The 12,315-nt window shown below is 63.1% G+C and carries 12 protein-coding genes and 3 tRNA genes; 12 read left to right on the top strand and 3 right to left on the bottom strand.

Annotated features, from left to right (window positions below; all coding sequences use genetic code 11):
• Window positions 1-87: 87 nt before the first annotated feature.
• Genes LSG43_RS08295 through LSG43_RS08285 form a run of 3 tightly spaced genes read left to right on the top strand, consistent with a single transcriptional unit; the run spans window position 88 to window position 2,880 of the window.
• Window positions 88-1,047 (top strand): Gfo/Idh/MocA family protein, encoded by a 960-nt coding sequence (locus tag LSG43_RS08295; RefSeq protein WP_231804628.1) that lies wholly within the window; start codon window positions 88-90, stop codon window positions 1,045-1,047.
• Window positions 1,044-2,150 carry a Gfo/Idh/MocA family protein gene (locus LSG43_RS16610; RefSeq protein WP_231803014.1) on the top strand — a complete coding sequence of 369 codons (1,107 nt, stop codon included), beginning with the start codon at window positions 1,044-1,046 and terminating at the stop codon, window positions 2,148-2,150. Before LSG43_RS08295 ends, LSG43_RS16610 begins: the two co-directional genes overlap by 4 nt.
• 13 nt (window positions 2,151-2,163) lie before the next feature.
• Window positions 2,164-2,880 (top strand): TetR/AcrR family transcriptional regulator, encoded by a 717-nt coding sequence (locus LSG43_RS08285; RefSeq protein ID WP_231803012.1) that lies wholly within the window; start codon window positions 2,164-2,166, stop codon window positions 2,878-2,880.
• An 18-nt stretch (window positions 2,881-2,898) separates the two neighbouring features.
• On the opposite strand, the gene LSG43_RS08280 is transcribed toward LSG43_RS08285, so the two are convergent.
• Window positions 2,899-2,974: transfer RNA gene (locus LSG43_RS08280), tRNA-Thr, on the bottom strand.
• Window positions 2,975-3,026: 52 nt separating this feature from the next.
• Window positions 3,027-4,265: an ROK family transcriptional regulator gene (locus LSG43_RS08275; RefSeq protein ID WP_231803010.1), complete on the bottom strand. Its 1,239-nt coding sequence runs from the start codon at window positions 4,263-4,265 to the stop codon at window positions 3,027-3,029.
• Window positions 4,266-4,517: 252 nt separating this feature from the next.
• On the opposite strand from LSG43_RS08275, the gene xylF reads away from it, so the two are divergent.
• The 6 genes from xylF to LSG43_RS08245 all read left to right on the top strand — a co-directional run bounded on the left by xylF (window position 4,518) and on the right by LSG43_RS08245 (window position 9,949).
• Window positions 4,518-5,561: a D-xylose ABC transporter substrate-binding protein gene (gene xylF, locus LSG43_RS08270; protein ID WP_231803008.1), complete on the top strand. Its 1,044-nt coding sequence runs from the start codon at window positions 4,518-4,520 to the stop codon at window positions 5,559-5,561.
• A 102-nt stretch (window positions 5,562-5,663) separates the two neighbouring features.
• Window positions 5,664-6,980, top strand: coding sequence for a sugar ABC transporter permease (locus tag LSG43_RS08265; protein ID WP_231803006.1), 1,317 nt, complete (start codon window positions 5,664-5,666; stop codon window positions 6,978-6,980).
• A 13-nt stretch (window positions 6,981-6,993) separates the two neighbouring features.
• A complete protein-coding gene (locus tag LSG43_RS08260) occupies window positions 6,994-7,794 on the top strand; it encodes an ATP-binding cassette domain-containing protein (protein WP_231803004.1) in 801 nt (266 codons plus the stop codon).
• Between the two features lie 90 nt (window positions 7,795-7,884).
• Window positions 7,885-8,484, top strand: coding sequence for an AAA family ATPase (locus LSG43_RS08255; protein WP_231803002.1), 600 nt, complete (start codon window positions 7,885-7,887; stop codon window positions 8,482-8,484).
• Entirely contained in the window at window positions 8,474-8,968 is a 495-nt protein-coding gene (locus tag LSG43_RS08250) for a YaiI/YqxD family protein (RefSeq protein WP_231802999.1), read from the top strand. The genes LSG43_RS08255 and LSG43_RS08250 overlap by 11 nt, the downstream gene beginning before the upstream one ends.
• Window positions 8,969-9,067: 99 nt before the next feature.
• On the top strand, window positions 9,068-9,949 hold the full coding sequence (locus LSG43_RS08245; RefSeq protein WP_231802997.1) for a polysaccharide deacetylase family protein: 882 nt from the start codon (window positions 9,068-9,070) through the stop codon (window positions 9,947-9,949).
• Here the strand turns inward: LSG43_RS08245 and rlmB are convergent.
• Entirely contained in the window at window positions 9,944-10,702 is a 759-nt protein-coding gene (gene rlmB / locus LSG43_RS08240; RefSeq protein ID WP_231802995.1) for a 23S rRNA (guanosine(2251)-2'-O)-methyltransferase RlmB, read from the bottom strand. The genes LSG43_RS08245 and rlmB overlap by 6 nt on opposite strands.
• Window positions 10,703-10,937: 235 nt before the next feature.
• Between rlmB and LSG43_RS08235 the strand changes: the two genes are divergently transcribed.
• The 3 genes from LSG43_RS08235 (at window position 10,938) to LSG43_RS08225 (ending at window position 12,311) form a co-directional block, all read left to right on the top strand.
• Window positions 10,938-11,022, top strand: a tRNA-Tyr gene (locus LSG43_RS08235).
• Window positions 11,023-11,087: 65 nt separating this feature from the next.
• Window positions 11,088-11,161, top strand: a tRNA-Gly gene (locus LSG43_RS08230).
• Between the two features lie 139 nt (window positions 11,162-11,300).
• Window positions 11,301-12,311, top strand: a complete 1,011-nt coding sequence (locus LSG43_RS08225; protein ID WP_231802993.1) for a mannonate dehydratase — start codon at window positions 11,301-11,303, stop codon at window positions 12,309-12,311.
• Window positions 12,312-12,315 lie beyond the last annotated feature (4 nt).

Below are 12,315 nucleotides of genomic sequence, written 5' to 3'. Positions count from 1 at the left end.
TCATATCTCTAGTCTTTCAGGTGTCGCGTGAGTTCTAGCGGACAGAAGTTTGCGGTCATCGGGGTTGACCACGGCCATGCCATTGGCATGGCGCGCGGGCTCATTGGCGCCGGTGCCGCCTGCAAAGGGTGGTGGACGCGGGGGGACACGGAGGGGGCAAAGCAGTTCGCTGGCCAGTTCCCGGATCTCGTGCGTTTCGATGACCGCCGCCGGCTGCTCGATGATCCCGAAACCGAGTTTGTCGTTATCGCAGCGATCAATTCCGAGCGCGCGGCGTTCGCACTCGAGGCGCTCGAAGCGGGCAAGGATGTGCTGGTCGACAAGCCGGGGTGCACGTCGCTCGACGATCTGGCGCGCATCGAGAACGCCGTCGCCGAAACGGGCCGGAAATGGATCGTCTTTTTCGGCGAGCGTCTGGGCGTCCCTTCGGCGACGATGGCCGACAGGCTGATCAGTGAGGGCGCCATCGGCGACGTGATCCAGACGATCGGCCTGGGGCCGCACCAGCTCAGGGCTGACGTGCGGCCGGACTGGTTCTGGAACAGGGAGCAGTATGGCGGCATTCTCACCGACATCGCGGCACACCAGTTCGACCAGTTCCTCCACTTCACGCGGTCGACCGACGCCGAAGTCGTCAGCAGTGCGACAGGGCGGTTCGGAGCGCATGAGGGTAACGGGTTCGAGGATTTCGGTGAGGCGCTGATCCGCAGTCCGCATGCGAGTGGGTATGCGCGCGTCGACTGGTTCACGCCGGATGGGCTCGGCACCTGGGGGGACGGGCGCATGACGATCCTCGGGACCAAGGGCTATATCGAGTTGCGCAAGTATATCGACATCGCCGGCGCGCCGGGCACCGACCATTTGTTCCTCGTCAACGGCGAGGCGCCGCAGCGGATCGATTGCAGCGGGGTCGGAACTCCGTTCTTCGCCCAGTTTCTCGAGGACGTCCGTACGCGAGAAGAATCCGCCATGCGCCAGCAGCATGCGTTTGCCGCGACCCGGTTGGCGCTCGTTGCGCAGCGGGATGCAAAAAGGATCGGAAAGTGACCGAACATAAGAAACTCAAAATCGCGATCATCGGGGCCGGGGTCGGCATAGGCCACGCCCGGGGCATTGCCGAGCTGCCGCATCTTTATGACATCGCGGTGATCTGCGACATCAACACCGAGCGCGCAGCGAGTGTCGCGAAGGAATTTCCCGGCGCCCGGGTCGAGGCCGATATGCAAGCGGTGCTCGACGACCCCGATATCGACATCGTCTCCATGTGCCTGCCGCCGCATATGCACTATCAGGCGATCATCGACGGGCTTGCGGCCGGAAAACACGTCATGGGCGAAAAGCCGCTCGTAACGTCGCTGGCGGACGTCGACCGCGTCGAGGATGCGCTCGCGAAGGCTTCGACCAGGCTTTTCCCCGTCTTCCAGTACCGGTTCGGGCCAGGTTATCGCAAGCTCATGCACCTCATCGAATCCGGGCTGCTCGGGAAAGCCTATACGGCGACGCTCGAAACGCACTGGCGGCGTGAAGCAGCCTATTATGCGACCCCTTGGCGCGGTACCTGGGCGGGGGAATGCGGCGGGGTCATCGTGAGCCACGCGATCCACATTCACGACCTGATGGCGCACGCCCTGGGCGGGGTCAAGCGCGTCGCGGCGTTCCTGCAGACACGGTGCAATCCGATCGAGACAGAGGACTGCGCGGCAGTGAGCCTTGAAACCGGCAGCGGCGCGCTGGTGACGTCGTCGATGACGCTTGGGGCGGCGGAGGACATGTCGCGGATGCGGTTCTGTTTCGAGAACGCCACCATTCAGAGCGATCTCGAACCCTATACGATCAGCCAGGGGAACTGGACGTTTGTTGCGAAAACGCCCGAACTGCAGCGCGAGATCGACGCGGCCTGCGCGGCGGTCGATGACGGGTATTCGCGCTATGCCGGGCTCTATGAGGCGGTTCATCGTGCCCTTCACGGCGAAGATGTGCCGCTGCTTGGCGATATCGCCGCGGCGCGCCATGCGATGGAGCTGATCACCGCGATCTACGATTCGCAACGCAACGAGAGGATCGTGTCGCTGCCGCTTGATGGTGCCCATTCCCTTTACAGGGGCTGGGTACCGGAAACCGCGAGTCCGGCCAGGGCCGCGTCGCACTGATTGCGTGAGAGCCGTGCCGAAAACAGCAGCCGTTTCTTCGATCCAGTCCGATCCGCCCCATTTTTCGGGCGGGCGGGTGATGAACGTGGATCAGCTCAAGCGGCGGCCACGGCGCGATGCCGAGCGGACCAAGACCGACATCCTTCTGGCGGCGATACATGAGTTCTCCGAGTACGGCGACACCGGCGCGCGCATCGACCGCATCGCGCACCGGGCCAACGCCAACAAGGCGCTCATCTATTCGTATTTCGGCAACAAGGAGGGGCTCTACGAGCAAGCGCTACGTGAAGCCTACGTGCAAATCCGTTCGGGCGAACGTGCGCTCGATCTGGACGCGCTGGCGCCGCGCGACGCGATACGCGCGCTTATCGCGTTCACCATGCGGCACTTCCTTGAATCGCCTTGGTTCCTGCGGCTTCTGACCACAGAGAACCTGCGCCGCGGACAGACGATCCAGCACATGGACGATATCGCCAGCCTGCAGTCGCCGCTTATCAACCACATTGCGAAGATCCTCGAGCGCGGGTGCAAGGCCGGACTGTTCCGTTCGGACGTCGAACCGGTGGAACTCTATGTGATGACGGCCTCGCTGTTCTTCTTCCCCCTCTCGAACGGGTATACGCTGGGCGCAGTCTTCGATGCACGGATCAACGATCCGGAATGGCGCGAGCGGTATCGCGCGCATGCCGAGGAGATGGTGCTGGGGTTTCTGGAACGGCGTGCCGGCTGATACCAGGACGGTGAGCGGTGGTGCCGGCAGCAGGACTTGAACCCGCGACCCTCTGATTACAAATCAGATGCTCTACCAACTGAGCTATACCGGCAGCACGCGCTAGCTAGCATCGGGACGGACCGCATGCAAGCGGATTGGCCCGGCTATTCCGCGATGCTGCGCGCCGCGGTGCCAGTCATCGGGGCGAAATGATCGTGGTCGAGCGCGGTGAGGGCCTTCATCATCAGGCCGCGATAGATGGGTTCGCCCGCATCCGCGGTCAGGATGATTTGCGGCACGCCGTTGATCCGGCCCGAAAGCGAGGCCAGGGTGGCGTCTTCGAGGGCCGGGCGCATGAGGTCGAACGCTGCCGTTCCGGGGCCGAGCAGCACGATGTGGGAGATTTCGACCACCGACATCAGCCTGTTGATGCCGAAGCCCAGTGCGCGGCCGGCATTGTTGAATGCGTGGATGGCATTGCGATCGCCCGCACGGGCCCTGGCGATAATCTGCTGGAAGTCGCCCGGGGGCACGGCATTTGCGGGGGTTGTGTGTTCGGGCACCGAATAGGCCGCGCGCAGAATTCCATAGTCGGCGGCATAGGCTTCGATACAGCCGTGTGCGCCGCACCGGCATAGCGCGCCGTCGGGCATATGGTTCATATGGCCGAACTCCGTGCCGATGTCTGCGGGCAAGGGGCCTTCGCTGGGAAAGGATAGCCCCATGCCCACCGTCGCCCCGATGAAGATCGTTGCATATGTGGCATGCGCCAGCGCCGGATGGAGCCAGCGCGTGCCGTCGGCCATCAGGTGCCCGCGCTTGTAGAGATGGGTGGGGACGCCATAGGTCGTGGCGATAGGACCCAGCAGGTCGACGCCCGCCAGGTCGGGGATCGGCGACCATTTGAGCCCGCGCCTCATCGGTCCGAGCATGCCCTGGACGGAGAGCGCGACAGCGCCCAGCCGCTCCATTTCGGCTTCGTTGCGCTGCGCCATGGTTTCGATTCTTTCCAGCAGGTAGTCATCCGGGCGGCGCGCATGGAACTGGTCGGGCATGAGCGGTGTTTCCACGCGATCGACGAGGATGCCGCCATAGTCGAGCATCGACAGGCGGCAACGGTTGACGTCGAGTTCGATGAGAATGACGTAGGCGGCCGCCCGGTTGTGTCCGAGCCCGATGGCGGGACGCCCGCGCCCCTTGTTTTCCTGCTGGGTATCCTCGACTTCGCTCAATATGCCTTGCGCCACGAGGTCCGCGCCGATGGCCGAGAGGGACGCGTTGGACAGGCCGGTGAGGTTCGCGATGCGGGTGCGCGACATCGGTCCCTCGCGGCGGATGACGTCAAGCACCCGCTCGCGATTGGTTCGCCGGATCATTTCGGTGTCCGCAACGCCACGCGCCACGCGGTTCCTCCCATTCCTTCGGCCGGCACCCTCGGCGCACGTTCAAGCCGTCCGGCAGTGAACGCAGGTATTTGTTCAGGTGTCGTAAAAATCGACGTTGACACAGTGGGGGCTACGTGCCAATTATTTTTTCGGGTACTGAAATAAATACCCGGCGAGCGGATGATTCCGGAGGAGTGCCCGCTCTTGGAGACTTGAATCTCTAACAGTTAGCTATGTGCAGGCACCGCTTGTGCCTGCGGGAGGAGAAATATGAAAAATCTGGCTGCGGTCCTGCTCGGCACGACCGTTCTGTTCAGTGCAGGGGGCGTTGCCTTCGCGCAGGACGACATCACAGTTGGCGTTTCCTGGTCCAACTTCCAGGAAGAGCGCTGGAAGACCGACGAAGCGGCTATTCAGGCCCGGCTCGAGGAACTCGGCGCGAACTACATTTCTGCGGACGCCCAGTCTTCGCCAGCCAAGCAGCTTACCGACATCGAAAGCCTGATCGCCCAGGGCGCGGACGCGCTGATTGTTCTGGCGCAGGATTCCGATGCGATCGGCCCCGCCATTTCCGCCGCTGTTGCCGAGGGTATTCCGGTTGTCGGTTATGACCGCCTGATTGAAAATCCCGACGTCTTCTACCTGACGTTCGACAACAAGGAAGTTGGACGGCTTCAGGCACAGGCGGTCTTCGAGGTGCAGCCCGAGGGCAACTACGTCTTCATCAAGGGCTCGAGCGCCGATCCCAATGCCGACTTCCTGTTCGAAGGGCAGATGGAGGTTCTGCAGTCCGCGATCGATGCGGGCGATATCGTCAACGTCGGCGAAGCCTATACCGACGGCTGGCTGCCCTCGAACGCACAGGCGAACATGGAGCAGTTCCTGACGGCGAACAACAACGAGGTCGACGCGGTTGTGGCGTCCAATGACGGCACCGCCGGCGGCGTCGTTGCGGCGCTTTCCGCGCAAGGTCTCGACGGCGCCGTGCCGGTGTCCGGTCAGGATGGCGATCACGCTGCGCTCAACCGTATCGCGCTCGGGACGCAGACTGTCTCTGTCTGGAAGGACGCGCGCGATCTGGGTTCGACGGCCGCGTCGATTGCCGTGGAGCTGGCCAATGGCGCTGCGCTTTCGGACATCCAGGGTTCGGAAGTCTTTTCGGATGGCCCGAACGGCGTCGAGATGACCTCGTTGCTGCTCGATCCCGTTCCGATCACGCAGGACAACCTCGACGTCGTCATCGACGCGGGATGGGTCAGCAAGGACGTTGCGTGCCAAGGCGTCGCACCGGGCACCGTCGCAGCCTGCGACTAATCTGTTATCATTAAAAAACCGGGGATGCCGCGGCGGGTCGCCGCGGCATCGTCCTGCATCCACCGGAAGCTTCCGGCGGGTTTTATGGGTGGAGGTTACTGAATGGCCGATCACGACGCCATTTCCGCTACGCGCAACACAATCGACATATCCGGCGGCAATGCGCTCGTCCGATTTCTGAAGGCGACCGAGCTCGATACGCGGCTCCTGGGTATGATCGGCGCTTTGCTGCTGATCTGGGTCGGCTTTCACATACTGTCCGGCGGGCTGTTCATCACCCCGCGCAACCTGTGGAACCTTTCGGTTCAGACCGCCTCGATCGCCGTCATGGCGACGGGTATGGTGCTGGTGATCGTCACCCGCAATATCGACCTTTCGGTCGGCTCCGCGCTCGGTTTCGTCGGTATGGTGATGGGCGTGGTTCAGGTGGAGGTGCTTCCGGGCATACTGGGGTTCGGCCATCCGTTCATCTGGGTCATTACGCTGGCCGTCGGGATTGTCATCGGCGCCCTTATCGGCGCCGCGCAGGGATCGATCATCGCCTACCTCAAGGTTCCCGCCTTCATCGTAACGCTCGGCGGCTTTCTCGTCTGGCGTGGCGCGGCGTGGTGGGTGACGAGCGGGCGCACGGTGGCGCCGCTCGATCCGACGTTCCAGTTGATGGGGGGCGGTCCGGACGGCGCGATCGGCTTTGCGGCCAGCTGGGCGTTCGCGGCCGTGGCCTGTATCGGCATCGGCGCCTACCTCTACTACGCCCGCGTCCAGCGCAAACGCTTCAATTTCCCGCTGCGGCCGATCTGGGCCGAGGCTGCGCTGGCGGCAATGGGGTGCGGCGTCGTTATCGCGGCGGTTGCGGTCTTTAACGCCTACCCCTGGCCGACGCGTATCGCCGCGCGCTACGCGGAAGCGAACGGCATTCCCGTACCCGAAGGCGGTCTTTTCATCTCGCACGGGATCGCCATCCCCGTGCTCATGGCGATCGGTGTGGGCGTCGTCATGACTTTCCTGTCCACCCGGACCCGGTTCGGACGCTACGTCTTCGCCATGGGTGGCAACCCGGAGGCGGCGGAACTGGCGGGCATCAATACCCGCTGGGTGACGGTCAAGATCTTCATGCTCATGGGGGCGCTGGTCGCCATCGCCTCCTCGATCGCGACCGCGCGGCTCAACGCCTCGACCAACGCCCTGGGGACGCTCGACGAGCTCTACGTCATCGCGGCGGCGGTGATCGGCGGCACGTCGCTGGGCGGCGGTGTCGGTACCATTGTCGGCGCCATGATGGGCGCGCTCGTTATGCAGTCCCTGCAGTCGGGCATGGTGCTGATGGGGCTCGACAGCCCGCTGCAATCGATCGTCGTCGGGCTTGTCCTTGTCTTTGCCGTTTGGCTCGACACCCTCTATCGCAACCGGGCGCAGTAAAGGTTTGCCGGACATGACACAAGCAGCAGTAGCAACGGCGGCGGTGACGCCGCTCGTCGAACTCAGCGACATCTCCATTGCGTTCGGAGGCATCCACGCGGTGGACCGGGCTTCTATCGATCTTTATCCTGGCGAGGTCGTCGGGCTCCTGGGCCATAACGGTGCCGGAAAGTCGACGCTCATCAAGATCCTCTCGGGGGCCTACAAGCGCGATTCCGGCACCATCCGGATCGACGGCGAGGAAGCCACGATCAACAATCCGCGCGATGCGAAGGCCTATGGGATCGAGACGATCTATCAGACCCTCGCTGTGGCCGATAACGTCGATGCGGCAGCCAATCTGTTCCTTGGCCGTGAACTGGTCACGGCGCTCGGCACGCTCGACGACGTCGCGATGGAAGCCAAGGCGCGTGAGGTGATGGGGCGGCTCAACCCCAATTTCCGGCGCTTCAAGGAGCCGGTAAAGGCGCTTTCGGGCGGGCAGCGGCAGTCGGTTGCCATCGCGCGGGCGATCCTGTTTAATGCCCGCGTCCTCATCATGGACGAGCCGACGGCGGCGCTTGGGCCTCAGGAAACCAAGCAGGTGGGCGATCTCATCACCCAGCTCAAGTCCGAGGGCATCGGCATCTTCCTCATCAGCCACGACATCCACGACGTCTTCGACCTCGCCGACCGCGTTTGCGTCATGAAGAACGGGCAGGTCGTCGGGACCGCGAAGACGGACGATGTCACCAAGGATGAAGTGCTCGGCATGATCATTCTGGGAAAATGCCCGCCGGGCGCCGTGCCCGGGCCGGGGGCGATGCGGGAGTAGGCGCACCGGGCTTGCGCCTGGTGAGGAACGCGGCCGACGCGTGGGATTTTCGCGCGTTGCGCCATCCTCTTTCAAATCGCGAGACCCAGGATGCATAAGACCAACACAGCGCCGTCTCACGGCGAATCGTCGGGTGCGCCCAGCGCGCCCGACATGCTTTTTGTCGTGACCGGCGGTCCCGGTGCGGGCAAGACGACGCTGCTCGAGGCGGCTGCGGCATCGGGAATTGCCACCGTTCCTGAAACCGGCCGCGCAATCACTCAATTGCAGGTCGAGATCGGCGGCCGGGCCGTTCATTGGGACGACCGGGCCACCTATGCCGAACTCATGCTGGACCGGGACATTCAGAACCACCAGACATATGCGAGGCGGGGCGTCGTTGCGCTCTTTGATCGCGGCGTTCCCGATCTTGTGGGGTACGCGCGCCTTTGCGGATTGGCGGGAACGGACCATATCTATAGAGCGGCGCAGCGGTTTCGCTACAATCGCAGCGTGTTCGTGGCGCCGCCATGGCGGGCCATCTACGCCAACGATGCCGAACGCAAGCAGGACTGGGCCGAGGCTGTGAAAACCTATGAGACCATTGCACAGGCCTATGAGGATTTGGGATATAGGCTGATCGAGTTACCCATGGCGCCCGTTGCCGAACGTCTGGCGCTTATTTGCGAGGTCATGAGCATTGAGCGATAGCAGATCGCCGCAAATTCTCGTCGATGCCGACGCTTGCCCGGTCAAGGCCGAAATCGCGCGGGTGGCCGAACGGCACCAACTTTCGGTGATCTATGTGGCCAATTTCGGTCTGCGGCCCTCGCGCGACCCGATGGTCACCAACGTCATGGTGCCCCAGGGCGCCGACGCGGCGGACGATTGGATCGTCGAGCATGTGCGGGACAATGATGTGGTGGTCACCGCCGACATTCCCCTGGCCAGCCGCGTCCTCGAGAAGGGGGCCCACGTCCTGGGGCCAACGGGTGAGCCTTTCACCGACCATTCGATCGGCGTGGCGCTTGCCATGCGCGAGCTTAAACAGCATCTGCGCGAGGTTGGCGAGCACAACGGACACAACCCCGCCTTTTCGCAGCGGGATCGTACGAATTTCCTGCAGAAGTTCGATGAGACGGTGTTCCGGGCCAAAAGACTTGTCAATCACGCCGGCGCGAACCGGCCCAAGTAATACTTCGTTAACCATAAATCTTCGCAAGTCGAACGGCTTGTTAACCATAATCGCTAACATTGGGCAGGTCTTTCAATTGTCTTGCTCAATGAGGGTGGTGTGCGCGGGCTCTGGATTATTCTTCTGGTTCCGGCGCTCGTCGCCGGCTGTGCAAAGGCCCCCTCAGCCGGGCCGCAGCTGACCGCCTACGCGCAGGACACAGATCCTTTCACCACCTCGGCGGTTATTGTAGATTTCGTCGAGGAGGTGGGTGAGATGCCGCAATCGATACCGCCGCGACTTGCCGCGGCTCCCTTGGCTGGCCGGGTCCTGAGCGTCGCCAGTGATGCCGAGCTCGCGCTGGCGCCGGGCGAGGTCGTTTTGACGTTTGACGACGGCCCGCGGCCCGGCAAGACCGAAACCATTCTCGATACGCTCGACGCGTTCGGCGTGCATGCGACCTTCCTCATGCTCGGGGAGGCCGCCGAGCGGCACCCGGAGCTTGTCCGTGTCGTCGCTCAACGCGGGCATACCATCGGGACCCATACGTTCAGCCACACGGACCTCACGACGCTCAGCCTCAGCGCCGCGATGGGCGAGATGCAGTCGGGTTACGATGCGGTCGCATCTGCGCTCGACGACATTGGGCAGGCGCCATCCCGGTTCTTCCGCTTTCCCTATCTCGCGCAGACCGGGCTCATTCGAACGAGCGCCATCGAGAGCGACTTCATCGTTCTCGACGTGGATGTCGACTCCAAGGATTACTACAAGGAGACGTCCGCCGAGGTGCTTGCGCGTACGCTGGCGCGGCTCGATGCGCAGGGGCAGGGCGTTATTCTGTTCCACGACATTCATGCGCGGACCGTCGCGATGCTGCCGGAATTTTTGCGCGAGCTGGGCGAGCGCGGCTATTCGGTTGTCACCCTGCGCTCGCGGCCCGCGAGCGTCTTCGAGAACGAACTGATCACCGCGGAACTGCCAATCGATTTCGACGCGCTATGAGCGCCCTGCGGTCGCGGCAAAGAGCGCGATCGCCGCGGCATTGGAGACGTTGAGTGATTTGATGGGGCCGGGCATGTCGAGCCGGACCATTTCATCGCAGAGCGAGCGCGTCTTCTGGCGCAGGCCCTTACCCTCCGCACCCAGGACAATAGCGAGCTTCTGGCCGGACGGCCGCGGCCTCAGGAGCCCTTCAGCTTCGGAATCAAAGCCGAGGCATAAAAGCCCGTTTTTCTTGAGCGTTTCGAGCGTTTCCCCGAGGTTGCGGACTTCAACGAGCGGGATCAGGTCGAGGGCGCCCGAGGCCGACTTTGCCAAAACGCCGGTTTCGCGGGGCGCATAACGGGCGGTGGTGATGACCGCGTCGGCGCCGAATGCGCAGGCCGTTCTCAGGATTGCGCCGACATTGTGGGGGTCCGTCACCTGATCGAGTGCGATCACGAGGTCGAGCTTTTCCACGTCCTGCAGCCTGGGGCGGTCGACAGGATCGACCTCGAGCGCCACGCCCTGATGCACGGCATCGGCACCAAGCAGGGCGTCGAGCTCGCGCGGGGTCTTCTCGTGGATCGGAAGGTCGGGGATCGGCCCGCTCTCGCCCAGGCGGTTGAGCGCGTTCGGCGTCGCCAGAAGCACGCGCTTCTTGCGCTGCGGATTGTCGAGCGCTGCGCGGACGGTGTGCAGGCCGTAAAGATAGACGGGGCCATTGTCGGGGTCGACGGCCGGGCGCTTCTTGGGTGGGAACTTGTTTTTGCTCATCGCTCTTTTGCTTGTCGCGCCTTCGATCCGAAAGCGGCTGCTGCTTTTGTTGAAAGCGCTCCAACCGGTACCGGTTTCGGCCAATGGCGGCAAGCGGCAAGCGCATTTGAAAAAAGCGTCAAAATTCCTTCCCGATAGCAGTTGACACAGGAGGTCCGGGCCAGCATAAACCGGGCCGTGATGCGCGCCGGGAACGGTGCGGATCGTCACATCGCTTCGCCGATTCGACGATTGGGGAGGGGTGGGAGAGTGGTTAAATCCATCAGACTGTAAATCTGACGCCTTAGGCTACGCTGGTTCGAATCCAGCCCCCTCCACCACCAATCGTCCTTGCCGTCCGGGCCAATCCGGGGCAATGTCTCTCCGAATGGCGATTCACCCTCGGGCGGGTGTAGCTCAATGGTAGAGCAGAAGCCTTCCAAGCTTACGACGAGGGTTCGATTCCCTTCACCCGCTCCATTTTCTCCTCTCATTGCAGATGAGCCTTCTAGAGGCTCTTCCCTCAGCGGCACGGTTGCCGCAGTCTGCGTTTGACACTTGATCTTTTCCGGCCCGCCGGTTTGACTTCGCGCGGTCAGCGCGGGAGGAGGGTCAAGCCATGTATGTCGGGACGCAGCTGCACGGGGAGCAATACGAGGCGCTGGGCGAGCGGTATCTCAGGCAATTGGCACAGTTGGGCGTTCATCACGTGTGTGTCGATCCTGTCGGAAGCCCTTACGCGTGGACGCGCGACACGCTTGTTCGTCATATCGACACGCTCGACAGGATCGGGCTGCATCTCGATATGGTGCAATTGCCGATGAGTTCGGACCCTGTCGAAAAGTCGGAAAGCCAGGCGATTCGCCTTGGGCAGGACGGTCCCGAGCGTGATCGTCAGATCGACGCGATCTGCCGGCTCATCGAGTTGCTCGGGAGCCTGGGCGTGCGCGCCGCAAAGTACAATTTCAATCTTATCGGTATTCCGCGCACCGCGGACGAACTCGGGCGCGGCGGGAGCCGGCAGTCGAGTTTTTTCCGCGACAAGGCCGTCGATCCGGGACCAGGACCTGCAGGCTGCGTCGATGCCGATGCGTATTGGGAGCGCATCACGTATTTTCTCGAGCGTGTCGTTCCCGTGGCCGAAAGCGCCAATGTGCAGCTCGCCTGCCACCCTCACGATCCTCTCACGCCTCCGGGATATCGCGGCGTGACCCGCGTGCTGGGCGACGTTGCCGGGCTCAAGACGTTCGTCTCGATCTGCGAGAGCCCTGTGCACGGGCTCAATTTCTGCCAGGGCACGGTCGCCGAGAGCCTTGTGGATCCGGACGCCGAGATCGACGAGGTCATCCGCTGGTTCGGGACGCGCGGGAAAATCTTCAACGTCCATTTCCGCAACATACGCGGTGGCCGCTACGGCTTCTCCGAGACCTTTCCCGACGAGGGCGACATGGATATGGCGCGCACGTTCAAGGTCTACGAGGAGGTGGGTTACCGCTACATGATCATGCCCGACCACGTCCCCCATATCGACGGTGCCGCGCCAATGGAAACGGCGTTCGCTTTCTGCTTCGGGTATATCGCCGGATTGTTTCAGGCCAACGGTCTCGACCCCGTCGGGCGCGGGCGGTAACGGG

The sequence above is a fragment of the Pelagibacterium xiamenense genome, assembly GCF_021166475.1.
In the GTDB taxonomy this organism is placed as follows: Bacteria; Pseudomonadota; Alphaproteobacteria; order Rhizobiales; family Devosiaceae; genus Pelagibacterium; species Pelagibacterium xiamenense.
Note: the sequence above shows the minus strand (reverse complement) of the source record. Positions and strands in the feature narration are given on the sequence as shown.